This is a genomic window from Undibacter mobilis (assembly GCF_003367195.1).
Taxonomy (GTDB): domain Bacteria; phylum Pseudomonadota; class Alphaproteobacteria; order Rhizobiales; family Xanthobacteraceae; genus Pseudolabrys; species Pseudolabrys mobilis.
Window position 1 is genome coordinate 263309 of the sequence record NZ_QRGO01000001.1, and the last position, 24419, is coordinate 287727.

24 protein-coding genes are annotated in these 24419 nt (G+C 63.5%); 12 read left to right on the top strand and 12 right to left on the bottom strand.

Features of this window, described 5'->3' with window-relative positions; all coding sequences use genetic code 11:
* Positions 1 to 6 precede the first annotated feature (6 nt).
* Entirely contained in the window at positions 7 to 363 is a 357-nt protein-coding gene (locus tag DXH78_RS01240) for a DMT family protein (protein ID WP_115515357.1), read from the bottom strand.
* Between the two features lie 240 nt (positions 364 to 603).
* On the opposite strand from DXH78_RS01240, the gene DXH78_RS01245 reads away from it, so the two are divergent.
* The 6 genes from DXH78_RS01245 (at position 604) to DXH78_RS01275 (ending at position 5905) form a co-directional block, all read left to right on the top strand.
* Complete coding sequence (locus DXH78_RS01245) at positions 604 to 1365, top strand: hypothetical protein (RefSeq protein ID WP_115515358.1); 762 nt, start codon at positions 604 to 606, stop codon at positions 1363 to 1365.
* 240 nt (positions 1366 to 1605) lie between these two features.
* Positions 1606 to 2604, top strand: a complete 999-nt coding sequence (locus tag DXH78_RS01255; protein ID WP_168192667.1) for a CorA family divalent cation transporter — start codon at positions 1606 to 1608, stop codon at positions 2602 to 2604.
* A gap of 113 nt (positions 2605 to 2717) precedes the next feature.
* A complete protein-coding gene (locus DXH78_RS01260; RefSeq protein WP_115515361.1) occupies positions 2718 to 3692 on the top strand; it encodes a TRAP transporter substrate-binding protein in 975 nt (324 codons plus the stop codon).
* Between the two features lie 79 nt (positions 3693 to 3771).
* Complete coding sequence (locus DXH78_RS01265; protein WP_168192668.1) at positions 3772 to 4302, top strand: TRAP transporter small permease; 531 nt, start codon at positions 3772 to 3774, stop codon at positions 4300 to 4302.
* Positions 4299 to 5588: a TRAP transporter large permease gene (locus DXH78_RS01270; protein ID WP_168192669.1), complete on the top strand. Its 1290-nt coding sequence runs from the start codon at positions 4299 to 4301 to the stop codon at positions 5586 to 5588. The genes DXH78_RS01265 and DXH78_RS01270 overlap by 4 nt, the downstream gene beginning before the upstream one ends.
* A gap of 17 nt (positions 5589 to 5605) precedes the next feature.
* Complete coding sequence (locus DXH78_RS01275) at positions 5606 to 5905, top strand: antibiotic biosynthesis monooxygenase family protein (protein WP_115515363.1); 300 nt, start codon at positions 5606 to 5608, stop codon at positions 5903 to 5905.
* 124 nt (positions 5906 to 6029) lie between these two features.
* Here DXH78_RS01275 and DXH78_RS01280 read toward each other — a convergent pair whose 3' ends face one another.
* The 5 genes from DXH78_RS01280 to DXH78_RS01300 all read right to left on the bottom strand — a co-directional run bounded on the left by DXH78_RS01280 (position 6030) and on the right by DXH78_RS01300 (position 9663).
* Positions 6030 to 6278, bottom strand: coding sequence for a DUF1272 domain-containing protein (locus DXH78_RS01280; RefSeq protein WP_115515364.1), 249 nt, complete (start codon positions 6276 to 6278; stop codon positions 6030 to 6032).
* Positions 6279 to 6365: 87 nt separating this feature from the next.
* A complete protein-coding gene (locus DXH78_RS01285; RefSeq protein WP_115515365.1) occupies positions 6366 to 6797 on the bottom strand; it encodes a hypothetical protein in 432 nt (143 codons plus the stop codon).
* Positions 6797 to 7054: a hypothetical protein gene (locus tag DXH78_RS01290; RefSeq protein ID WP_115515366.1), complete on the bottom strand. Its 258-nt coding sequence runs from the start codon at positions 7052 to 7054 to the stop codon at positions 6797 to 6799. The genes DXH78_RS01285 and DXH78_RS01290 overlap by 1 nt, the downstream gene beginning before the upstream one ends.
* A gap of 119 nt (positions 7055 to 7173) precedes the next feature.
* A complete protein-coding gene (locus tag DXH78_RS01295) occupies positions 7174 to 7878 on the bottom strand; it encodes a hypothetical protein (protein ID WP_147292551.1) in 705 nt (234 codons plus the stop codon).
* A gap of 294 nt (positions 7879 to 8172) precedes the next feature.
* Positions 8173 to 9663 carry a sensor domain-containing diguanylate cyclase gene (locus DXH78_RS01300; protein ID WP_210209487.1) on the bottom strand — a complete coding sequence of 497 codons (1491 nt, stop codon included), beginning with the start codon at positions 9661 to 9663 and terminating at the stop codon, positions 8173 to 8175.
* Positions 9664 to 9881: 218 nt separating this feature from the next.
* Between DXH78_RS01300 and uvrB the strand changes: the two genes are divergently transcribed.
* Together uvrB and DXH78_RS01310 are read left to right on the top strand one after the other, a co-directional pair.
* On the top strand, positions 9882 to 12758 hold the full coding sequence (gene uvrB, locus DXH78_RS01305) for an excinuclease ABC subunit UvrB (protein ID WP_115515369.1): 2877 nt from the start codon (positions 9882 to 9884) through the stop codon (positions 12756 to 12758).
* On the top strand, positions 12758 to 13357 hold the full coding sequence (locus tag DXH78_RS01310; RefSeq protein ID WP_115515370.1) for a hypothetical protein: 600 nt from the start codon (positions 12758 to 12760) through the stop codon (positions 13355 to 13357). The genes uvrB and DXH78_RS01310 overlap by 1 nt, the downstream gene beginning before the upstream one ends.
* Positions 13358 to 14143: 786 nt before the next feature.
* On the opposite strand, the gene DXH78_RS01315 is transcribed toward DXH78_RS01310, so the two are convergent.
* The 3 genes from DXH78_RS01315 to DXH78_RS19725 all read right to left on the bottom strand — a co-directional run bounded on the left by DXH78_RS01315 (position 14144) and on the right by DXH78_RS19725 (position 15798).
* The gene (locus DXH78_RS01315; RefSeq protein ID WP_115515371.1) at positions 14144 to 14629 is read right to left on the bottom strand and encodes a peroxiredoxin; all 486 of its coding nucleotides are present in this window, start codon (positions 14627 to 14629) and stop codon (positions 14144 to 14146) included.
* Positions 14630 to 14776: 147 nt separating this feature from the next.
* Positions 14777 to 15607, bottom strand: a complete 831-nt coding sequence (locus DXH78_RS01320) for a protein-disulfide reductase DsbD domain-containing protein (RefSeq protein ID WP_115517662.1) — start codon at positions 15605 to 15607, stop codon at positions 14777 to 14779.
* A gap of 14 nt (positions 15608 to 15621) precedes the next feature.
* Positions 15622 to 15798, bottom strand: a complete 177-nt coding sequence (locus DXH78_RS19725) for a hypothetical protein (protein ID WP_168192670.1) — start codon at positions 15796 to 15798, stop codon at positions 15622 to 15624.
* On the opposite strand from DXH78_RS19725, the gene DXH78_RS01325 reads away from it, so the two are divergent.
* Positions 15797 to 16456: a YqgE/AlgH family protein gene (locus DXH78_RS01325; RefSeq protein WP_115515372.1), complete on the top strand. Its 660-nt coding sequence runs from the start codon at positions 15797 to 15799 to the stop codon at positions 16454 to 16456. The two genes, DXH78_RS19725 and DXH78_RS01325, sit on opposite strands and share 2 nt — an antisense overlap.
* 116 nt (positions 16457 to 16572) lie before the next feature.
* On the opposite strand, the gene DXH78_RS01330 is transcribed toward DXH78_RS01325, so the two are convergent.
* Both DXH78_RS01330 and DXH78_RS01335 read right to left on the bottom strand, forming a co-directional pair.
* On the bottom strand, positions 16573 to 19419 hold the full coding sequence (locus DXH78_RS01330; protein ID WP_115517663.1) for an EAL domain-containing protein: 2847 nt from the start codon (positions 19417 to 19419) through the stop codon (positions 16573 to 16575).
* A gap of 250 nt (positions 19420 to 19669) precedes the next feature.
* Positions 19670 to 20665, bottom strand: coding sequence for an NAD(P)H-quinone oxidoreductase (locus DXH78_RS01335; RefSeq protein WP_115515373.1), 996 nt, complete (start codon positions 20663 to 20665; stop codon positions 19670 to 19672).
* A 122-nt stretch (positions 20666 to 20787) separates the two neighbouring features.
* Here DXH78_RS01335 and DXH78_RS01340 point away from each other — a divergent pair, with 122 nt between their 5' ends.
* Both DXH78_RS01340 and rcdA read left to right on the top strand, forming a co-directional pair.
* Positions 20788 to 20982, top strand: coding sequence for a DUF1192 domain-containing protein (locus DXH78_RS01340; RefSeq protein WP_115515374.1), 195 nt, complete (start codon positions 20788 to 20790; stop codon positions 20980 to 20982).
* A gap of 465 nt (positions 20983 to 21447) precedes the next feature.
* Positions 21448 to 21972: a protease adaptor protein RcdA gene (rcdA, locus tag DXH78_RS01345; protein ID WP_115515375.1), complete on the top strand. Its 525-nt coding sequence runs from the start codon at positions 21448 to 21450 to the stop codon at positions 21970 to 21972.
* A gap of 81 nt (positions 21973 to 22053) precedes the next feature.
* Here the strand turns inward: rcdA and rpmE are convergent, their stop codons facing one another.
* Positions 22054 to 22287, bottom strand: a complete 234-nt coding sequence (gene rpmE / locus DXH78_RS01350) for a 50S ribosomal protein L31 (protein WP_115515376.1) — start codon at positions 22285 to 22287, stop codon at positions 22054 to 22056.
* A gap of 278 nt (positions 22288 to 22565) precedes the next feature.
* Here rpmE and DXH78_RS01355 point away from each other — a divergent pair, with 278 nt between their 5' ends.
* Positions 22566 to 24374: an ABC transporter transmembrane domain-containing protein gene (locus DXH78_RS01355; protein ID WP_115515377.1), complete on the top strand. Its 1809-nt coding sequence runs from the start codon at positions 22566 to 22568 to the stop codon at positions 24372 to 24374.
* The last annotated feature ends 45 nt before the right edge of the window (positions 24375 to 24419 follow it).

Consider the following 24419-nt stretch of genomic DNA (forward strand, 5'->3'; position numbering starts at 1 on the left):
CGGCCATCACAACGGGCCGCGGAAAATGAAGTACGCGCCCGACGCGATCAGGGCAAAGCCAACGAGGTGGTTCAGCGTCAGGCCCTGCTTGAGATAGAGGACGGAAAATCCGGCAAACACCACCAGCGTGATCACTTCCTGGATCGTCTTGAGCTGCGCCGCCGAATAGACGTCGCTGCCGAGGCGGTTGGCCGGGACCGCCAGGCAATACTCGACGAAAGCCAGCCCCCAACTGATGAAGATGACGCTGAGGATCGGCACCTCTTTGTATTTCAGGTGCCAGTACCAGGCGGCGGTCATGAAGATATTGGAGCCGAGCAGCAAGGCGATCGGCATCAGATAAGGTGACAGTGCGGCGGGCATGTTGATCTCTGGACAAGAGGGAGATTGGCAGGGATTTTCATCTACCGGCATCGTCAGAACGCGGCAACAAGCGGCGGCCTGAATTCGTAGCAACTTTTCGAGAATGGCCCGCCGGCGCCGCGCGCGGCCGCATGGAACAGCGACCGGTTCGTCCGCGGCGGATAAGTTGAAAAGGGATCGCGGTTCTGCCGCATCATCTGTGGTAGATTCACACCAGTTCTTCCGGCCCGGAGCGGCGCGATGCCGAACACGATCCTGACGACCGCTCTGCTCGCTGTCGCCTTGGCAGCGGCGGCTGTTCCCGTGCAGGCGCAAAGAGCCGCCGCACAGCAAGCCGCGCCGGCCGTCGCCGGCAAGCCTTACCGCGCCGTCGCCATCACGCCACCGGCCGAGATGAAGGATGGGGACTTCACTGTGTTGCGCGCCAAGGTTGCCGAAGCCGCCAGGAACCGCGATCGCGCCGCTCTGGCCAAGCTCGTTGCAAAGGGGTTCTTCTGGGACCGCGATGGTGCCGACGCCGCCAAGGGCCGGTCCGGCATGGATGTGCTCGCGGCCGCGCTCGGTCTGTCCAACAAGGATGGCGTCGGCTGGGACATGCTCGCCGGACTGGCCGACGACCCCAGCGCCTCGCCTGCGCAAAGCCGCAAGAACGCAGTCTGCGGGCCGGCCGAGCCGCGTTACGACACCAAGGCCTTCGCCGCGTTGCTCAAGGACACGCAGACCGACGCCGCCACCTGGGGCTATCCGCTCATGGCAGGCACCGATGTCAGGGCGACGCCCCAGGCCAGCGCGCCGGTGATCGACAAGCTCGGACTCGCCTTCGTGCGCGTGCTGCCGGAGGGGTCGGTCAATCCGAATTACATGCGGGTGCTGACCCCGGCCGGCAAAGTCGGTTTCATCACCATCGATGCCCTGGCGCCGGTCGGCAACGACCAGCTCTGCTACGTCAAGGAAGGCGGCGTCTGGATGATCGGCGGCTACATCGGGGCCGGCGAGCCATGACCGTCACGCCGCAACCGACGTCCGCGCGCACGCTCACTTGCGCCGCCTGCGGCACGACGTTCACCTGCAGCGGCGATGTTGGATGCTGGTGCGCGGCGGAGCCCTTTCGCCTGCCGATGCCGTCACTGGAGGCCGCCGCCGATTGCCTCTGCCCGTCATGCCTGCGGGCCAAGGCCGCCCGGGGCCAAAACGTATAGCGGCTGTCATCGCCCTGTCACATGGCGCAGCACCTTTAGCGCTATGCACACCGATATCGCGACCGTCCATCCCGCAACCGGCATCGTCTGGGCCTACCGGTTTTCGGCCGACGGCACCGCGGAGCGGCTTCCGAACGACCGCGTCGATGACGCCTTGAGCGACCATCGCGACGCCTGGATCTGGGTGCACCTGGCGCTCGCCGACAATCGTTGCCGCAGTTGGATCGCGAGCTATGCGCCGCTGTCCGAGATGGCGCGCGAAGTGCTGTCCGGACCGGACAAGCACTTGCGCCTCGACATCATCGGCGACGAAATCGTCGGCGTGGTGCCCGATCTGCATCAGGGCCTGGTCGAGGAGAGCGATGACATCGTGCGCCTCCGCTTCGTCATGACCGAACGCATGATGATCACGGCGCGCCAGCAGCCGGTGCATTCCGTCGAGCACAACCGCCGCGCCATCGAGAGCGGCAAGCGCTTTCCGAGCGTCGTGTCCTTCCTCGATGCCATCATCGACCAGTTCGCCGACGCCATTGCGCGCATGGCGGAACGCCTCGGCGACGAACTCGACGGCATTGAAGAAAACGTCATGCGCGAGGAGCCGGCCGACGAACAGCGCCGCGTCGGCAAGGTGCGGATGCAGACCGTGCGCGTTCATCGCCAGCTTGCGCAACTCAAAACCATGTTCGCGCGCCTCGAGCCGCGGCTGGCGCAGCATAACAAGGCCGCGGCCGAGGCGGTGGGAGCGTTGGCGCAGAAGCTCGACGCCATCGACCACGAAATCGGCTCGCTTTACGAGCGCGCCCGCCTGCTGCTCGACGAGGCCGCCGCCAAGGTCAGCGCCCTTACCAACAAACGGCTTTTTACGTTGTCGATCCTGACGGCATGCCTGCTGCCTCCGACTTTAGTTACAGGCTTCTTCGGCATGAACACCAAGGACATGCCGTTGCAGAACACCGATGGCGGGAGCTGGCTCGCTTTGTGCGTCGCCTTTACGGCGGGGGCGGTCACTTACTGGGCGTTGCGGCGGCTGCGCGCCCTATAAAAATTTAGTCTGAGTGCGGCGCACAATCGCACTTGCGGCAAATTGACAAGTTCATACAACTCTATCTACGCTCCCTCCCAAGCAAAAAATACATAATTCCCAGGGAGGTTTGCATGAAGAAACTCGCCGCACTCGCGGCTGCTGCCATCGTTACGGCCACGGCCGCACACGCGCAGCAGATCGTCACCAAATATTCCGGCATTCAGCCGACCGACCATCCGGCCAGTTATTCTGAGCAATACTTCGGCCGCGAAGTCGGAATCCTGACCAAGGGCACGGTCAAGGTCGAAGTCTATCACAACACTCAGCTTGGCGACGCCGTCGCCAATGTGCAGAGCATCCGCAACGGCACCATCGGCTTCACCACCGTGTCGGCCTCGAACCTCAACCAGGTCGTGCCGGCGATGGACATGTATTCGCTGCCGTTCCTGTTCAAGAATGCCGACCACTTCTGGTGGTTCCTGGCTCAGCCGGAAGCCGCCGCGCTGGCCAAGCCGCTGGAGGATAAAGGCATCAAGGTGCTCGGCTATATCGACTCCGGCGCCCGCAACTTCTTCACCGACAAGGCCGTGCGAACGCCCGACGATCTCAAGGGCGCCAAAATCCGCGTGATGGCCTCGCCGGTGATGGTCAATACCATGAAGGCGCTCGGCGCAACCGGCGTGCCGGTGGCGTGGTCGGAGCTGTACACCGCGCTGCAGACCGGCGTCGTCGACGGCGCCGAGAACAATCATCCCTCCGTCGTCGCCAAGAAGTTCTACGAGGTGTCGAAGTTCTACACTCTCGACGAACACATGCGCATTCCGGACGTGATGATCATGTCGATGAAGCTGTGGAATCAGCTTAACGACGATCAGAAGAAGGCCGTCGCCGAAGCCGGCGCGCGGGCCCAGGCCTATATGCGCGGCGCCTGGTATGTGTCGGAAGTGAAGGACCTCGCCGAACTCAAGAGCAAGTTCAAGGAAATCATCACCCCGGACAAGGCACCGTTCGTGAAGGCGGTGTCGGGCATGGTGAGCGAGGAAGCCAAGCGGCTCGGCGTCGAAAAGACCGTCGCCTTCATCCTCGACAGCCAGAAGAACTTCTGATCGTCGACCGCAGGACGCACAGCAAAGGGCGGCGGATAACCGCCGCCCTTCTTGTTCGGGGGAAACCGTGGATACTGTCTTGAGCCTGTTCGACCGCCTCGTCGCACTCACCGCCGCGCTGGTGCGCATCGTCTGTATCGTGCTTGCCACCGCGCTTTTCGTCATCGTTGTCGCCGCGGTGATCGCGCGCTACGGCTTCGGCCAGGCGGTGTCGTGGACCGAAGAGGTCCCGCGCTATCTCCTGATCTGGATTTCGTTTCTGGCCGCCGCAAGCTGCGTGCTGCGCCGCGAGCACGTCGGCTTCGACGTCTTGTTCAATGCCCTGCCGAACGGCCCGCGCCGCGTATTGGGCACGGCGCTGAGTCTTCTCGTGTTCGGCTTCGGCTGGATCGTATTCCGCTACGGCATAACCTTCGTGCAGGACTTCGGCTCCGACCTGATGGAGACGATTCCCTACACCAACTACTGGTACTACCCGGCAATGCCAATCTCCGGCTTCCTGATCATGCTGTTCTCGATCAAGGTCATGATCGACGAATTGCGCAGCAAGGAAGCGGGCGCCATCGCCGGCGCCTCGGTCGAAACCGTCGGCATGGAGCAGCGCCCGTGACCCTCGCCATTCTCGGACTGGCCTTTATCGTCCTTGTCATCGTCGGCTTGCCCATTTCCTTTGCGGTCGGCGTCGCTTCGGTGATCGCGACCTTCCTGCTGTCCGGGGTCGACAACGCCACCATCGTCCAGCGCATGTTGACCGCCATCAATACGTTTCCGTTGCTCGCGGTCATCTTCTTCGTCTTCGCCGGTGTGCTGATGGCGCGTGGCGGCATCGCGCGCCGCCTGGTGATGATGGCCGAGGTGCTGGTCGGCTGGCTGCCCGGCTCGCTGGCGCAGATCGTCTGCGTTGCTTCGATGTTCTTCGGCGGCGTCACTGGGTCTGCAGTCGCCGAGGTCTCGTCCATCGGCTCGATGATGATCCCTGCAATGGAGAAGGATGGCTATTCCCGCCGCTTCGCCACCGCCATCGTGCTGATGGCCGCGACCATGGGGCCGATCATCCCGCCGTCCATCGGCATGATCGTGTTCGCCCATGTTGCCGGCAACGTGTCGATCGCCGCGCTGTTCCTCGCCGGCGTCATCCCCGGCGTCCTCATCGGCATGTCGCTGATGGCCGCCTCCTTCGTCCACGGCAAGCTCTATCACCGCAAGGAATTGCCGGTGATTCCGATGCGCGACAAGATCATCCGCGTGATCGACGGCATGGCCGGCGTCTTCACCATGGTGATCATCCTCGGCGGCATCATCTCCGGCATCTTCACGGCGACCGAGGCCGGCGCCGCCGCCGCGGTCTATGCGCTCATCCTCACGGTCTTCGTCTACAAGGAGATCAAGATTTCCGAGCTGCCGGAAATCATGTGGGAATGCTGCCTGACCAATGCCGTGGTGATGCTACTGATCGCCACCTGCTCGGTGTTCTCCTGGATTCTGACCTACGAGAACCTGCCGACACTGCTCGCCGAGAACTTCTTCAACCTGATCCAGTCGAAGTGGGCGTTCCTGCTGCTGCTCAACGTCTTTCTGCTGATCGTCGGCATGTTCATCGACATGACGCCGGCGCTGATCATGCTGGTGCCGATGCTGATCCCGCTGGCGATCAAGTTCGACATCAACATGGTCCACCTCGGCCTGATCATGGTGATCAACCTGTCGTTCGGTCTGACCACGCCGCCGGTCGGCACCGCCCTGTTTGTCGCGCTCAAGGTCGGCAAGATATCCATGGACAAGCTGTTGCCGCCGCTGCTGCCGCTGCTGGCGTGCATGTCCGTGGTGCTGCTGCTTGTCACCTACGTTCCGTCCATTTATGACTGGCTGCCGCGCATGCTCGGCCTGATGAAATAGCAGGAAGGAAATCGACGATGGTTACGGAAATCGCCCAGATCGAGGTCAAGCCCGGCATGGAAGCCGAGTTCGAAGCCGGCGTGGCCAAGGCCGCCCCGGTGTTCAAGCGCGCCAAAGGCTGCAAGGCCATGCGCCTCGAACGCTCGATCGAGATGCCGCAGCGCTACCGCCTGTTCGTTGCGTGGGAGACGGTGGAGAACCACACCGTCGATTTCCGCGGCTCGCCGGATTTCCAGGAATGGCGCGCCCTCGTCGGCCACTGCTTCGCCGCCCCGCCGGCGGTCGAGCATATCCAGGAAGCGGTGAAGGGGTTTTAGTGATTTTCGTCATTCAGGGGCGCCGCGAAAGCGGCAAACCCGGAATGCAGACACATCTCCAGAACTTGCCTCTGGATTCCGGGTCTGGCGCTAACGCGCCCTCCCGGAATGACTGCGAAAAAAACTACGCCGCCTGGCCGCAGCCCTGCGGCTTGAACACCCGCTCCGTCTGCGGCGGATATTTGCCGAGCTTGCCCGCCGGGCGAAGCGGCCGGCGTTCGAGATTGCCGCCGCAGTTCGGACAGACACCGCCGAGCCGGGTCTCGACGCAGTCGCGGCAGAACGTACACTCGAAGGTGCAGATCATCGCGTCCGCCGCATCCGGCGGCAGATCCTTGTCACAGCATTCGCAGTTCGGGCGCAGAGCGAGCATGGCGGGCTCCTGATCGCGGATTGGCTCAACGAGTGTGACCGCTCACTTTCGTGCTTTCAAGCGCCAACGCGGGTTCTGGCCGCGGCGTCAGAGCCTTCGCCCCAGCACGATGCCTGTGACGATCGCGGTCGTAACCGCCTGCACCATGCGCTCATGCGAACCCTCGCGCAGCGCGTCGGCGGCTTCGTTCACCGCGCGCTCGGTGGCGGCGATGGTGGCGCGCACCTCGTCGGCTTCGGTCGCCGCCGCCTTCTGCGGTTGTGGCGCCGGGCGGCGCGTCCCGTTGAAGGCCAAAGCCAGCAGGATCGCCGCCACCAGCACATTGCCACCGGCGATGGCCGCCAGCGTGTACATCGTGCCGAATGTTTCCTGCAGATAGACGAACAGCAGCGCCAGCCCGCTGACGAAAGCGGCCAGCAGCAGCGCGAAGGCGACCAGCGCCAGCAGCGCGCGCAACGTCAACGCGCGCAGCACGCGGCCGATTTCCGCGGCGATGGCATCGACAAGAATGCCGATCATCAATGCCTCCGCAGCAGCAGTCCGAGCAGAACGCCGACGCCGACCGCACCGGCAATCAGTGCATTCGGATTGGCGCGGGCATAGGCCTCGACGCTCGACATCGCGGACTGCGCTTCGCGCATGGCCGACTGCGCTTCGCGCTTGCCGGCCTGCTTCAGCGTGTCCTTGATGGCATCAAGATCGGCCTGCAGCCGGCGCAATTGCGCGGCAAGGTCGTCGGGCTGGGCCTGATTGGACGTATGTGCTTGATCGGACATGATGACACTCCGGACGGTATCTTCTGCAAAAGCAGGATGTCATGCCGCCCGGCCGCCGACTTTGCGGTGGATCAATCGTGCCGTACCAGGCTTTCAAAGCCCGAGGCCATCACGCCGCGCTAGGATACTTCGTTGAGGCGCCCGCCCGCCAACGTGCCTTCGAACCGGACCAGCACCGAGTCGTACTGCTCTGCCGGGCCGAGCGGCCCGTCCGCGGGCACGATAGTATGGCAAATCACATCAAGCGCGATGCCGCTCGGCCGCGTGGCGAGGAGATCGCACAAGAGCGTGCGGCCGGTGAAGCCGAAGGGCCCAACCATGGTGAGGCGATAGAGATAGCCACTGGTCGGCGCCCACATACCAACGCGGATATGAACACTCGATGGCCCTATCGGCATCCGGTTGATCCAGCCACCGACCTCGCCGGGGCCAATCCAGGCTCCGCTCCTTTGCGGAGCGACCAGCGTGGTCAGCGCAGCCAGTTCGCTCTCGTTGCCGGATGGGACGGCGATCGAGGACGCCCCGACAACGACGCCGTTCATCACGACAAAGGCAGTGAGTCTGGTCTTGCCAAGCGAGATCGGAATGCCGGCCAGTTGAAAGCGCACCGGTGTGACGCCCTGCGTACACATCACGCCTTCATGACGGCCGAGATGCAGAATGACGCTTTCCGTCTCCGGCGTCACGGACAAGCCAAGCGGCACCCCGCGCTGAGCGCCGTTGCCGAAGTAGCAGCCATTAGGAACGAACACGACCGCGTCGAGTGAGTAAGCGTTTTGCCCGCCATTGACGGTCAAGCTGAGGACCGGCTCAAGATTTCCCACGCGTCCCTCCCACTGTTTGAAAATACACAACGACACATCGCGCGTGCCGCACCTAACTTGCGGTAGTATCGAACAGACCGGCGCGCCAGGAATGAAGGGCGCGATTGTAACAAGGTGAAAGGAATAAACAGAGTGCTTTTTCTATCTATTCAACTATAAATAGCATTTCGGAGAAGCGCAAGCCCGCCGCAAACTGCAGCACGTCGTCGTGGCTGAACCGTCGTTGTGGCTAAGGTAGAGAGGCGGAAATCCGGGCGGATGCTCGCCGTGAAGGGGCGAGCGCCATCATGTCGATTACGACGCCGCCACGCGCCGCCGGTCGAATTCAGCCTGCGCATAGTGCGCACGCTTGGCTTCCAGCATGGCGAGGTCGGCGCGCTTGACCACCTGCTCCAGCCGCTCGCCGGGCTGGCTGGTGGCGATACCCATCGACAGCGACAGCGGCAGATCGGTGTAGAACTCGTTGTTGATGCCGATCAGGTCGCCGATCACTTTCATCATCGTCTCGCCTTCGGCACGCTCGGTACCGGGCAGGATGACGGCGAATTCGTCGCCGCCGATGCGCGCGGCGCGCGCCGGCTTGTCGACGATGGAGTTGAGCACCTCACCGGCGCGGCGCAGCAGTTGATCGCCGGCGGCGTGGCCGAGTTCGTCATTGGCGGCCTTGAGGCCGTTGAGGTCGGCCATGATGACGGTCACCGGCCACGGACCCTTGCGGTCCAGGCGGTTGAGCTCGTCGGCGAAGAAGGTGCGGTTGCACAATTTGGTCAGCGCGTCGTGGCTGCCGAGATATTCAAGATAGGCTTCGGCCTTCTTGCGCGCGGTGATGTCGGTGAGCGCAACCTGAACCAGCGACCAGTCATGCTCGCGGTCGGGAAACACCGAGAACTGCAGCAGCAGGTTCAGCTTGGTGCCATCCAGCGTGTAGTTCACCACCTCGCGCTGCTGGAACAGCTTGCCGTTCCACAGATCGATGAGCTGTTCGCGGAAGCACGGCTCCATCTCGTCGCGCATCACCACAGGCAGGCTCGACAGCAGGGTCTTCTTGTCCGGCGCGCCGAACAGCTCGAGCGTGTGCTTGTTGACGTCGACGATGCGGATCTCGCTGATGCAGCGGGCGACGAATTCCTCGTGGACGTCGGTGAAGACGCGCAGGTCGGTGATGCCTTGCATCCGCACTTCGTCGATCAGGCGCTTGACGCCGGAGAAGTCTTCCACCCACAGCGACACCGGCGAATGGGCGAACAGGCCGCGCGCATAATTCTCGCTGCCGGCGAGCCGCCGCCGCGCATCCTCGCGATCGGTGACATCCTCGGTCGAGAGCAGCACTTGCGACCAGTCGTCCTCGTGCCCGGGCAGAATGGTCGCCTTGAGCTGGATGTCGAGCCGGTCGCCGTCGAGCGTGTAGTTGACGGCGTTGCTGGTGAATGCGGTCTTGCCCTCCCAGAGCTGCACGAGCTCCTCTATGTGGGTGGTCAGCATGTCGTCGCGGAACACGTGGCCGATATTGCCGACCAGGTGCTCAATGTCCTTGGCGGCGAACAGCTCAAGCGTCTTGCGGTTGACCTTGAGAACGCGGATGCGGGATGCGCATTCGCGCACACGATCCGGATGGCCGGCAAGATGCTCGCGCAGCGAGATGACGCCGGCGCGCCGCCAGCCTTCGAGCAGTGCTTTGACGCCGGAATAATCTTCCAGCCACAGCGCCACAGGCGCCAGGTCGAAGACACCGGCGTCGGCTTGCATGGCGGCAGGAACGGGGCTGGGCACGTCGGTCATGGGCATTGGCGATACGAACAGTAGGTGATTCTCGGCCGCGCGGCCTCAGGCGTCCCCTTTCCTGCCACACGGTTCGTGACGAATCCCTTACAGGCGCCGCCCGCAAAGGCGGTACGCCGCGATAATACGGCAGAGCACCGGTTTCAAATGCTACTGCCGGAAACTGTCAGCGGGTTCCGTCAAGCTGCCTTTCATCCTCCCCGGACTCGCCCCATATTCCCGCCATGGCCAAGTCCCCTCCCAAGAAGCCCAAAGATCCAGCAAAGCCGACCCGCTCCAAGGCAAACCGGCCGGATTCCCCGGCGGTGCCGCAGGCGCTGGCCGACATCCTTAATCCGGCGTTGAACAAGGGCACCGCGGGCCTGGGTTCCGGCACCGGCGAAAGTTCCGGCCTGCAGCCGCCGCCGGACAATTCCTGGGACCGCCGCGCCGACAATGCCGCCGAACATCGTGCGCGCAAATCGGCGAAAGGGTTCGAGGAGGCGCCGCAAAAAAGCTACGAGGCCGACTTCGACGGCCCGCCGGTGACCGGCATCGATCCGCAGCTGGCCGAGGAACTCGGCCTGTCCGACACGCTGAAATATCGCCTGCCCAAGGCCGACTTGCCGACCGGCCCCGGCGGCCTGTCTTCGATGGGCGTCGCCGCCACCGCGGAGTCGCTGGAGCGGCTGCTGCGCGAAGGCCGGCCGGAATTCGCCACGGCCGGCGGCGCCTGGACGCCGCACCGTCCGCCGCGCCCGGAGAAATCCGAAGGCGGCCTGCGCTTCCAGATCAAGTCGGACTTCGAGCCGAAGGGCGACCAGCCGCAGGCGATCAAGGAACTGGTGGAAGGCGTGTCGCGCCACGACCGCACCCAGGTGCTGCTCGGCGTCACCGGCTCGGGCAAGACTTTCACCATGGCCAAGGTGATCGAGCAGACGCAGCGCCCCGCGCTCGTCCTCGCGCCGAACAAAACGCTCGCCGCCCAGCTCTATGGCGAGTTCAAGTCGTTCTTCCCCGACAACGCGGTGGAGTATTTCGTCAGCTACTACGACTACTACCAGCCGGAAGCCTACGTCCCGCGCACCGACACCTACATTGAGAAGGAATCCTCGATCAACGAGCAGATCGACCGCATGCGCCACTCGGCGACGCGCGCGCTGCTCGAACGCGACGACGTCATCATCGTCGCCTCGGTGTCGTGCATCTACGGTATCGGCTCTGTCGAAACCTATTCGGCGATGACCTTCACCCTCAAGCAGGGCGGCAAGGTGGAACAGCGCCAGTTGCTCGCCGACCTGATCGCGCTGCAGTACAAGCGCACGCAGGGCGATTTCTTCCGCGGCTCCTTCCGCGTGCGCGGCGACACTATCGACATTTTCCCGGCGCACTACGAAGACCGTGCCTGGCGCGTGCATTTGTTCGGCGACGAGATCGAGAAGATCGAGGAGATGGATCCGCTCACCGGCGCCAAGACGGACGAGCTGGAATTCGTGAAGATCTATGCCAACTCGCATTACGTCACGCCGCGCCCGACGCTGATCCAGGCCATGGACGGCATCAAGCGCGAACTGAAGATGCGGCTCGACCAGCTCAACGGCGCCGGCCGCCTCCTCGAGGCGCAGCGGCTCGAACAGCGCACGCGCTACGATCTGGAAATGATGGAGGCCACCGGCTCCTGCGCCGGCATCGAGAACTATTCGCGCTATCTCACCGGCCGCCAGCCCGGCGAGCCGCCGCCGACCTTGTTCGAATATGTGCCGGACAATGCGCTGATCTTCGCCGACGAGAGCCACGTCACGGTGCCGCAAATCGGCGCCATGTTCAAAGGCGACTTCCGGCGCAAGGCGACCTTGGCCGAATACGGCTTCCGCCTGCCCTCCGCCATGGACAACCGCCCGCTGCGCTTCGAGGAGTGGGATGCGATGCGGCCGCAGACCGTCGCGGTGTCGGCGACGCCGGCCGGCTGGGAGCTCAACGAGTCGGGCGGCGTGTTCGTGGAACAGGTCATTCGTCCGACCGGCCTCATCGATCCGCCGGTCGAGGTGCGCCCGGCGCGCACGCAGGTCGACGACCTCGTCGGCGAAGTGCGCGAGGTGTCGCGCAAGGGCTATCGCGCGCTGATCACCGTGCTGACCAAGCGCATGGCCGAAGACCTCACCGAATATCTGCATGAGCAGGGCGTCCGCGTCCGCTACATGCATTCGGACATCGACACGCTGGAGCGCATCGAGATCATCCGCGACCTCCGCCTGGGCGCCTTCGACGCGCTGGTCGGCATCAACCTGCTGCGCGAGGGCCTCGACATTCCCGAATGCGCCCTGGTCGCCATTCTCGACGCCGACAAGGAAGGCTTCCTGCGCTCGGAGACGTCGCTGGTGCAGACCATCGGCCGCGCCGCGCGTAACGTCGACGGCAAGGTCATTCTCTACGCCGATCAGGTGACCGGCTCCATGCAGCGCGCGATGGACGAAACCACGCGCCGCCGCGAAAAGCAGATCGAATACAACACCGCCAACGGCATCACGCCGGAGAGCGTCAAGAAAGGCATCTCCGACATTCTCGACAGCGTTTACGAGCGCGACCACGTTCTCATTTCGACCGGGGCTAAGAACAGCGAAGGCGAATTCGGCGACGCCGCCACCATCGGCCACAATTTCGAAAGCGTGCTGGCCGATCTGGAGACGCGCATGCGCGAAGCCGCCGCCGATCTCGACTTCGAGGAGGCCGCACGCCTGCGCGACGAACTCAAGCGCCTGCGCCAAACCGAACTGGCCGTGGTCGACAACCCGACCGTCCGCAATGTGATGATCACGCAGGATCCGAAATTGCGCCGCCACAACAAGGCGGCCGCCAAGGCCAACGAGAAGGCGGCGGCGAAAGTCGATCCGCTATCGCGCCCGCACAAGCCTGTGCTCGACGAAATGGGCATCGCCACCTGGCACGAGTTCAAGCCGGCGCGGCCGGGTGACCGCAAGGATGGTCCGCGCAAGCCCAATCTCGATGAAATGGGCCCCGGCGTCGAATCGATCCCGGCGCGCAAGGGCGAAGGCCCGCGCTCCACGGCCGGCAAACCCGGCCAGCGCGGCGGCTTCAGGACAAATAAGAAGCGGGGACGGTAATGCGCTTATGGGCCATCGCCTGTGCGCTTTTTTTGTGTGTTGCAGCGATCTTGCCCGCGTCGGCACAAAGCAGTTCGCGCGGCAATCGAGATCACATTGTTTTCCCGCCCGACCGGGACGAGATCGAATATCGCAAGACCGACGAAATTCCGCGCCAGTTGCGCGCCGTTATCGGTCGGGAATGCAATTACGCATTTTGGCTAAAAGATATTCCGATCAAAATCGTACGGCCAGCTCCGAAAGGAAGGGCGATCGCAATGGTTCCCTGCGGAAATATTATCCCGCGGAGCATGGCGTTCACGGACCTGACATCGCACACGCCAAGGTCCATGGCCTTCGCCGTGAAGGTCGCACCGAACGGGTTCGGTGTCAGTGACCTGCCAGGCTATCTCGAGTGGGACAGTGGCACACAAACAATGACGGCCACGGCGGGGACAGATATGATTGGAAGTACGGAGTGGCGTTACAGTTATCGCTATAGCCATATCGAAGGGCATTCGGCGTTTGTGCTAACTCGAATTGAACATCGCAAGACCGGGCATCCCCTATCGAATTGGCTGCCGTATTGGGAGGCTTCCGTTTGGGCCGAACCGCGCTAATCGATCGGCCTCATCCTGAGGAGCCCGAGCGCAGCGAGGGCGTCTCGAAGGATCGAGGCCGCCCCATCCTTCGAGACGGGCGCAAGCGCGCCCTCCTCAGGATGAGGACGGAATTTATTCAAAAAGCCGCTTGACTGTATTTAAGCCTAGGCCTATATTCCCCTGCATCCCGCCCCATCTAGCGAGGGGTGTCTGATCAGCGTCTCCAGATGCTGGGGCGGGGAGCGGTGGCCGGGTTCGGGGCGTCGGAGATGCGGCGCAGTTTCCCCTCCCGGCGGTCCAAGCCGCGCCGGGATTCCTGCACGCCTGCCGCGTGCCGGGGCCCTGACGGCCGGTACCCGGTCCTGAGTCAGAACAGGACCGGCGAGTTGCCTGCCCCTTCGGTGGAGCGTTGTCGGGCTGCGAACAGGCCGATGACGAACGGACGACCACCGGGAACGGCGCGGAGCAAACCTAGAAACACCGCGTGCGGAACGCCGGAAGTCCGGCAATTCCGTGGTGACGACGCTCGCGTGAATCTAACTCACACATCACGCGAGGCTGCGGGGCTGTTCGGGCCCCGGCGTTCCGCGCGCCCTCGTTATCGAAGGGCGATGGAATGAAGGTCTTGGACTGCGGCCTGCCCGGGGCCGACCAAACAATGCGGGCGATGAGTCATGTCCGCTCGTCATTCCGGGCTCGCGGCCAGAAGGCCGCGCCCCGGAATGACAGAGAAAGTACCCGCCGAAAAAGAAATGGCCGGGCAAATGCCCGGCCATCAACTCATCGCTGGAGGCGCTTATGACCTCAGATCTGCTTCAGCAGCGCGTCGCCGCTGGTCAGCTCGCACTTGCCCGGCGCGTCTTCCAGGTTGAGCTGCTTCACGGTGCCGTCCTCGACCAGCATCGAATAGCGCTTGGAGCGGATGCCGAGCACCGGCATGGCGCCGTCGAAATCCATGCCGATCGCCTTGGTGAATTCGGCGCTGCCGTCGGCGAGATAATCGATCTTGCCGTCGCCGCCGCTCTTCTCGGCCCAGGCCTTCATCACGAAGGGATCGTTCACCGAAACCACCGCCACGGTGTCGACGCCCTTGGCTTTGAAGTTGGCGAGGTTGTTGAGGAAGCTCGGCATGTGCAGGTTCGAGCAGGTCGGCGTGAAGGCGCCGGGAACGGCGAACAGCGCCACCTTCTTGCCTTTGAACACCTCGTCGGTGGTCCGGGGCTTGGGGCCCTCGCTCGTCATCACGCGAAACGTTGCAGCAGGCAGCTTGTCACCGACCTTGATGGTCATGGGTTTCCTCTCGGCTTTGGTAGATTTGGTGTAGCGGATTGCGATACCGGGGCAGAACCTAGAGCATTTTCCCGCGCAGGGGAAACCGCTTCGCATGCGGAAAATGCGCCTGCTGGAAAGCCACGATTCGGACAGAGCCGAGGCCGGTCAGTCGAGCCGCGTCGTCACCTCATAAGCGCGGTCGCCCTCGACCACCGTGAAAGTCAGATTGTAAGCGGTCTGGGGGTTGGCGCCCGGCGGCAGGCCGTCGAGCTCGAAGCCGAAATGGCGCCGGCCGGCCGGCGCGCCCTGCGCCGGCTTGGGAATGGGCAAAGCCCAGTCCGGCGATGGCCCTTCGGCGAACACCTGCATCGGCTTGTCGCCGGCCGCCTTGAGGTCCAGCGCGACCAGCGGCTTGGCGGCGTCGTTGACGCGGCGCACCGAAAGCCCCAGTGCAGCCGCCGTGACCTGCTGGGGCACACGCGCTTCGGCTTCCTTCAGCGCCGCATCCTGCGTGCTGGGCGCGGCGCCGACCGGCAGCTCGGCCTTGCCTTCGGCCGGTACGCACAGCTTCTCGCACACCGCATATTCGATCTTGAGTCGCGCGATCACCGGCTTGGCCGGATCGTTCGGCACGATGGTGACCGGAAAGATCACGCTGTCGTTGTAGCCGATCGACTGGCCACCGCCGTCGCTGAACAACAGCGGCGCCGGAAAACGCACCGTCGCCGATTTGACGTTGTCGGACCCGGCAAAGGAGAAGCGCGGCGGCACGCCGGAGTCGCCGGGGTAGCGCCAGTAGGTATGCCAGCCCGGCTGCATCTTGATCTCAATGCCGGCGCGCAGCGGCGCGCCTTTGGTGTTGGCGCCGGCGATCAGCCGCACCGCGGACTTGGTATCCTGGCTCCAGGCCGACGTATCGGCGGCCAGCGCCGGAGCGGCCGCGACCAAAGCCAGGCCGGCGGCAACGCAAGGAATTATTCCGTGACGGATCTTCATGCGCATACGTTTAATCAGAACGGCGCCGCCGCGCCATTGAACTCATTGTGAGCAGAGGTGAGCATCTTCTGGGCAGCAACTTGGCGCATGGCGTTTTTCGCCACAATTGACGCGCAGATTTCCAATTCACGCGGCCCCATCAAACTGCGGTTTGTTGGCAAAGCACCGCCGATCGGATAACCTTTACCCATGCCCGCCTCACGTCCCATCAAGACTCTGCCGAAAGCGAAAGGCTCGCGCCGCTCCACCGCGTCGGCAACGCCGACCGCGCGCGGCTATCTCGACGGCCAGATGCTGATCGCCATGCCAACGATGACCGATGAGCGCTTCGAACGCGCGGTCATCTATGTCTGCGCCCATTCGAGTGAAGGCGCGATGGGCATTATCGTCAATCAGCCGGCCGCGAACATCAAGTTTCCCGATCTCCTCGTGCAGCTCGAAGTCATTCCGGCGAATGAGCGCATTCAGTTGCCGGTCGAGGCCGGCGATGTGAAGGTGCTCAAGGGCGGCCCCGTCGAAACCGGGCGCGGCTTCGTCCTGCACTCGGCCGATTTCTTCATCGAGAATTCGACGCTGCCGATCGACGAAGGCGTCTGCCTCACCGCGACGCTCGATATCCTCAAGGCGATCGCGCATGGCCAGGGGCCGGAGAGCGCGATCCTCGCTTTGGGTTATGCAGGCTGGGCGCCGGGCCAGCTCGAGCAGGAGATCCAGCAGAACGGCTGGCTGCACTGCGCCGCCGACAGCGAACTGATCTTCGGCGTGGACACCGGCGCCAAATACAACAAGGCGCTGCGCAAGATCGGCATCGACCTCAGCTTCCTGTCGAACGAAGCGGGCCACGCTTAAATCGTCATTCCGGGGCGCGCGTTGGCGCGAACCCGAAATCCAGCCACCATAGACGACTGAGTTTGTTTCTGGATTCCGGATTGCCGCTGCGCGGCGTCCGGAATGACGTCAACGGGTCACTCGGACGCGATCTTCAGCGTGCGCGGCCGCGCCGGCTTTTCGATCAGCAGATCCAGCGCCTCGTCGGAGGTCATCGGCTCGCCGAAGGCAAAGCCTTGGGCATATTCGCAGCCCATCTGGTAAAGCTCGACGGCATCGCTGTCGGTCTCGGCGCCCTCCGCCACCACTTCCATGCCGAGGTCGTGCGCCAGCGCGATGATCGAACGCAGGATGACCGGCCGGGTGCCGCGCGATGTCGTGCGCACGAAAGACTGGTCGATCTTGATGGTGTCGAAGGGGAAGCGCTGCAGGTAAGCCAGCGACGAATGCCCGGTGCCGAAATCGTCGAGTGACAGCCCGGCCCCCAGTTCCTTGATGCGGGTCAGCATCTGTGCAGCGTGTTCGGGGTTTTCCATCACCAGACTCTCGGTGATCTCGAGCTTGAGCGAGCCGCGCGTGATCGGCGTGCGGGAGAGAACGCCGCGCAGGTCCTGGATCAGATCGTGGCGCAGCAACTGCCGCGACGACACATTGACCGATGCAAACACCGGCTCATGCCCACGCGGCAGTTCGGCCTGCCAGCGCGCCAGTTGCTTGGCGGTGTGATCGAGTACGAACAGGCCGAGATCGACGATCAGGCCGATTTCCTCGGCGATGGAAATAAACTCGGCCGGCGACAGCCGCCCCATTTTCGGATGATCCCAGCGCGACAACGCCTCGAAGCCGGCGATGGCGCGATCCTCCAGCCGCACGATCGGCTGGAACAGCACCTTGATTTCCTGCCGTTCGATGGCGCGGCGCAGTTCGGATTCCATGGTAAGCCGGTCGGTCTTGCGCGCACGCATGGCCGGCTTGAAGATTTCGATACGGTCGCCACCAATGCGCTTGGCGTAGTACATCGCCAGTTCGGCGTCTTTCAGCACTTCCTCGGTCCGGTGCGGCGCGCCTTCGGCCAGCGCCAGACCGATCGAAGCCGTGAGGAAGATTTCGCGATCATTGAATGCGATCGGTGCGCGCAGCGCGCGGCGCAAGGTTTCGGCAAAGGATACGATGCGTGCCGGTTCCTTCTCAGACAGGAGAATGATGGCGAACTGGTCGCCGGACAGGCGGGCCAACGTGTCCTGCGGCTTGAGCGCGCGACCGAGCCGGCGGGCAATGGTCAACAGAATGGAATCGCCGACCGCGATGCCGACCGAGTCATTGACCTGCTTGAAGCGGTCGAGGTCGATCACCATCACCGACGGTCGGATATTGCTATCGGAGCGCGCGAAGGCAAACGCCGCTTCCATGCGGTCGATGAACAGCTCGCGGTTCGGCAGGCCCGTGAGATTGTCATGCACGGCGTCGAACAGCAGGCGCTCTTCAGCGTTCTTGAAATCGGTGACGTCGGTCAGCGTGCCGACCACGCGCACGACTTCGCCGTCGGAGCCGACCACCGGCCGGGCCTTCAGCGTGAACCACACATAATGTCCGTCGGCGGCGCGCAGGCGGAAGTCCTGCGTGAGTCGGCCGCGACGTTGTTCCAGCACGCTATCGAGCGACGCGCGGAACCGGTCGCGGTCGAGCGAGTGCAGGAATTCAAGCCAACTGGCGGCGGGGCCTTCGAGCGCGCCGCGCTTGAGGCCGAGCGTGTGTTCGGTTTCGGGGCTGGTGAACACCTTGTCGGCGGAGACGTCCCAGTCCCAGATCATGTCGCCGGCGCCGGTCAGCGCCAGCGCGCGTCGCTCGACGTCGGAAACAATGCCGTGGGTGATGCCGCCGGCGAAAGCGTGCTGCATCACCGTGAAGCCGATCAGCATCACGATCAGCACCAGACCGCCGAGCAAGGCGGGGCCGATAATGTCGTTCTGCACGGCGCCGGTGACGGCAAGGCCCGCGGCGAAGGTCCACACCACCAGCAGGATCCAGGTCGGGATCAGGAGCACGGCGCGGTCGAAGCCATGCGTCGACAGGTAGATCACCAGCCCCAGGCCGAACACAGCGATGAGAGCCAGCGAAATGCGCGCGATGCCCGACGCTACGGCCGGATCGAACACCGCAACCGCAACCAGCGCAGCAAGCGCCGCCAGCCAGGCGATGGTGATGTGGGCATAACGGACGTGCCAGCGCGACAGATTGAGGTAGGCGAACAAGAACACCAGCAAGGTCGCCGACAGGATCGCCTCGCCGCAGGCGCGCCAGACGCGCTCGGCGCCGGCCGACATATCGAATACCTTGCCCCAGAAGCCGAAGTCGATGCCGATATAGATCAGCACCGCCCAGCCCAATGCCGCCGCGGCCGGAAACATCACCGATCCCTTCACCACAAAGAGAATGGTGAGGAACAGCGCCAGCAGGCCGGCAATGCCGATAACGATGCCCTGATAGAGCGTGAAGGAGTTGACCTTGTCCTTGTAGGCGTCCGGCTCCCACAGATAGATCTGCGGCAGATTGCCGGTGCGCAGTTCGGCGACGAAGGTGATCACCGTGCCGGGGTCGAGCGTGACGCGGAAAATGTCGGCGGCGTTGCTCTCCTGCCGAACCGGACGATCGCCGGAGGACGGCGTGATGGCTACGACTCGCGACAGGCCGAGATCGGGCCAGATCAAGCCGGAGCCGACCATGCGGTAGTGCGGAACGACAATCAGCCGGTCGATCTGCTCGTCCGAATTATTGGTGAGCGCGAACACGGCCCAGTTGGTGTTGGCCTCGCGGCCGCGGACCTCGATGCGGCGCACGATGCCGTCGGGGCCAGGTGCGGTGGAAACCTGGATGCGATCGTTTTCGGTACGCTGACGCTGGGTGGCGGCAGTGAGGTCGATAGCCGGAGTGTCGAGACGAACGTTGACCGCTTCCACGGCATGCGCGCCGACGCTCGCCACCATCGCTGCGGCGAGCACGAGCGCACTCAACAGTCCGTGCACGGCAGCTTTCAAAATCCGAACCCGCTTTTCGACCAGACGATATCCCGCTGGGCGCCCCGCTAAGATGAGTAGCGGGCGATGAGGCCACCCGGCAAGCATTTACCGATGCCCCCAGAATGTGGCAGCGAATAGGCTTAACGCGAAAACATACGGTATTTTCGTGGGTTAAGCCTAAGCCGACAAGGTTTTCCTAGGCTTTCGGGGCCTGCCGTCAAGCCGTCAGCACGATCTTGCCGATATGGGCGCTGGATTCCATCAGGGCGTGTGCCGCAGCAGCCTCTTGGAGCGGGAAGGTCTTGTAGATGACCGGCTTGATCTTGCCCGCAGCAACGAGCGGCAGGACGTGGGTCTCGATCGCATCGCGGATTGCGCCCTTGTCGGCGACCGAGCGCGAGCGCAGCGTCGAACCGGTATGGTGCAGGCGCTTGAGCATGATGCGACGGAAATCGACCGTCGCCTTCGGCGAGCCCTGGAACGCGATCTGCACAATACGGCCTTCCACGCTCGCCGCTTCGTAGTTGCGCTCGATGTAGTCGCCGCCGACCATGTCGAGGATGACCTCAGCCCCCTTCTTCTCGGTCGCCTTCTTCACCTCGGCGACAAAGTCCTGCGTCTTGTAGTTGATCGCAACATCGGCGCCGAGCTTGAGGCAGGCGTCGCATTTGTCGTCGGAACCTGCGGTGACGATGACCTTGGCACCGAAATGCTTGGCCAGTTGGATCGCCGTGGTGCCGATGCCGGAAGAGCCGCCATGCACCAGCAACGTCTCGCCTTCCTTCAGAGCGCCGCGCTCGAACACATTGTGCCAGACGGTGAAGAAGGTTTCCGGCACGGCGGCCGCTTCCACCATCGGCAAGCCGCTCACCGCCAGGATGTGCGAGACATGCGCCTTGCAGTATTCGGCGTAACCGCCGCCGACCACCAGCGCCATGACGCGGTCACCCACCTTCCAGCGCTTGACGGCCGAGCCGATCGCGGCGAGTTCGCCGGCGACTTCAAGACCGGGAATGTCGGGGGCGCCCGGCGGCGGCGGATAGAGGCCCTTCCGCTGCATGACGTCCGGCCTGTTGACGCCAGCCGCAGCGACCTTGATCAGCACCTCATCAGCCGCCAGTTCCGGCATGTCGCGCTGCTCGGGCACGAGCACTTCAGGCCCTCCAGGTTCCTTGATGCCGATGACGGTAATGCGGGCGGGAAGCGCGGACATAAGCGGCCCTTTCCAGGCTGGAACTTGCGAGGCAGGTATTTCACCACTTCTTTAGGCAGCAGTCCGCGGTGTGACAACCCGCGCCTTGGGAGGTAGTTTCCGGCTGCGGGAGGACGACGACCATGGCAGCTTTCGACGACGATGACCGGCCGAAAAAGAAAATCGCGCATGAGGTGGGGCAGGATCTCAGTCTGCTCTCGGTCGATGAGATCACGGCGCGGATCGGCCTGCTTCAGGACGAAATCAAAAGACTCGAAGCCGACAAGGCGCAGAAGCATGCCAAGCGCGCCGCCGCCGATCAGTTCTTCAAGAGTTAATATGGTTAACGGCGGTGGTAATTTGGTGCGGCGACGCAATTGTTAAGTCGCAACCTAATTCACAGCTTAACGCGACATTAAGCTTTCCCGCCTATTACTGAGATCTGTCCATCTTCATGGACTTTGAGTGGCTCCTGTCCACTCTGTTTGACGCCTCCCTGTTATCGAACTTGAGCCGCCGGCAACGGCGGCTCCTTTTTTTGTAAGTTGTTTTATATTTGTTCGCGGCCGTTGTGCCGTTTTGACGCAAAGGTCCGATCTGGGCTGTGGTTTCCGCAGCCGTAGCAACTATGTCGCAAGCTTTGCCGGCCGAGGATATGGACAGAACGACCGGTGGCGCGCATCCTTACCCAATCGTGAACGGCGCCGGGCCGTGGCTAAATATCCGTCAATGTCCGGCAACGGCAAAGAGCGCCTAAGAACAATTACAAGCGGCGCGTTCAGTGTTTTGGTGAGGCGTAGCGTATGTCCGAGCACAGTATGGTTAACCCGCATGAACCGGTGGCGTTCGGCGAGCGGTTGGCGAACTCACAGGCCTTCTCCGAGCTGTTCCGCAGCGGCATGGCGCTGGTGGAGGAAACCGCCGGCTATCTCGACGGTCCGGGCCGCACCGAATCCAAGCAGCTCGCCCGTGCCGCGGCGCTGGCCTACGCTACCGAGAGCATGCGGCTGACGACGCGGCTGATGCAGATCGCGTCCTGGCTGCTCCTGCACCGCGCCGTGAAGGAAGGCGAGATGTCGCTCGCCCAGGCCAACAAGGAAAAGACCAAGGTCAAACTGTCGGCGCTCGACAACCACGACCCGAACAACGTCGAGCTGTTGCCGCAGCAGCTGCGCGACCTTATCGACCGCGCTCAGAAGCTGCGCATGCAGGTGCGCCGCCTCGACCAGACCATTCATACCGTGCCGGACGAACAGGCGCCGTCGATCAATCCGGTCGAGCACCAGCTTGGTCTGTTGAAAGCAGCGTTTGGCCGCGAAAGCGCCTAAGCACCGCGCACTGACATCCGACAATGCAAAAGCCCCGGGGCGATGCCCCGGGGCTTTTCAATTCCGCAAAGCGGAAATCGCTTACTTCTTGTCTTCCTTGAGGAAGCCCGAGAACTTCTTCTGGAAGCGCGAGACGCGGCCGCCGCGATCCATGATCTGCTGCTGGCCACCGGTCCAGGCCGGGTGCGACTTGGGATCGATGTCGAGATTCATCGTGTCACCTTCCTTGCCCCAGGTGGAGCGGGTGGTGAACTCGCTGCCATCCGTCATCACGATCTTGATGGTGTGGTAGTCGGGGTGGATTTCGGCCTTCATCGCTATGGTTCCATCGAGCTAGGGTCGGGCCGGTCGGGCGACCCGAAAATTCGTCAAAATTGGCTTGGAATTGGCCGGGTCTATACATGACGAAGCGGCCTGCGGCAAGTCACTGGCCCTGCCGGCGGAATTGACCCAGGACAACGCCCCGGGGCATGTTCCGGCCTAGTTTAGACCCTTCTGGCGCCCGGGCGAGGCGTTTCAGTGCATGATCCCGAAAGGGAAACCCGTTTCGGGCCAGATCATGCGTCATCGGATGAGAAAAGGCAGCGCGTCGCATGAGTTTTGCCAGTGAAGGCCGGGGGTTGGGAACGCCGCAGCCGGGCGCCCCCACCGACAGCCGAAGGGTCAATGTTAAACCCTTCAAACGGCTCGTCCCCTATATCGTCCGTTACCGCGGCCGCGCTTTCGCCGCCCTGATCGCCCTGATCGTTGCCGCCCTGACCACATTGGTGGTGCCGGTCGCGGTGCGACGCATGATCGACTTCGGTTTTTCGGCGCAGGCAGCCGAACTCATCAACTCCTATTTCAGCGTGCTGATCGCCGTGGTGGCCGTGCTCGCGACCTCGAGCGCTCTGCGCTACTATCTCGTCACCACGCTTGGCGAGCGCATCGTCGCCGACCTGCGCGCCGACGTATTCGCACATCTGATCCGTCTGTCGCCCGGCTTCTTCGATTCCGCCAAGACCGGCGAGATGATCTCGCGGCTCACCGCCGACACCACGCAGATCAAATCCGCGGTCGGCGCCTCGGTGTCCATCGCGTTACGTAACCTTGTGCTGTTCTTCGGTGGCGCAACCATGATGGTCGTGACTTCACCGCGCCTGTCGCTGTTCGTGCTCGGTGTCATCCCGGTCATCGTACTGCCGCTGGTCGGCTACGGTCGCGCCGTGCGCAAGAAGAGCCGCCAGGCGCAGGATACGCTCGCCGAAGCCTCCAGCTATGCCAGCGAGTTGATCGGCGCGGTGCGCACCCTGCAGGCCTTCACCAACGAAGCGACGGCCAAGGGACGGTTCTCCGGCGCGGTCGAAGACGCCTATAACGCCGCGCGCGGCGCAACGCGGGCGCGCTCGGTGCTCACCGCCATTGCCATCTTTCTCGTCTTCGCCAGCGTTGTGCTGGTGTTGTGGGTGGGTGCGCAGGATGTGCTGGCCGGCGACATCACACCCGGCCGGCTCGGCCAGTTCGTGCTGTACGCGGTGTTCGCCGCCGGCGGCCTCGGCGAGTTGTCTCAGGTATGGGGCGAAATTTCACAGGCGTCCGGCGCAGCCGAACGGCTGTTCGAAATCCTCGACGTCGAGCCGGAGATCAAGGCGCCGGCCAATCCCGCTGCAATGCCGGTGCCGGCGCGTGGCGCCGTCACGTTCGACGACGTGCGCTTTGCCTATCCGACGCGACCAGAAACTTTCGTGCTCGACAGCCTATCGTTCGCCGTGAACACCGGCGAACGCCTGGCGCTCGTCGGCCCTTCCGGCGCCGGCAAGAGCACGATCTTCCATCTGATCCTGCGCTTTTATGATCCGGCCAGCGGGCGCGTCCGCTTCGACGGCGTGGATCTGCCAACGGCCGCGCCTGCGGACCTGCGTCAACGCATCGCGCTGGTGCCGCAAGAAACCGTCGTGTTCGCCGCAAGCGTTGCCGACAACATTCGCTTCGGCAATCCGGACGCGAGCGACGACGATGTGAAGCGCGCCGCGGAAGCCGCGCACGCCACCGAGTTCATCACGCGGCTGCCGCAAGGCTACGACACGCAACTCGGCGAGCGCGGCATCACCTTGTCGGGGGGACAACGCCAGCGCATCGCGATTGCCCGCGCCATCCTGCGCAACGCGCCGCTGCTCTTGCTCGACGAGGCCACTTCGTCACTCGATGCCGAAAGCGAGACCTTGGTGCAGAAGGCGCTGACGCAACTGATGCAGCAGCGCACCTCCATCGTCATCGCGCACCGGCTTGCCACCGTGCTGTCCTGCGACCGCATCCTCGTTATCGACAAGGGCCGCATCGTCGAGGAAGGCACGCACGCCCAGCTCTCGGCGTCGGGCGGGCTCTATGCGCGGCTGGCAAAGTTGCAATTCGAAGCGGCATAGCGGCCCTCATCCTGAGGAGCGCTGCGCGCCGCCTCTCCATGAGGC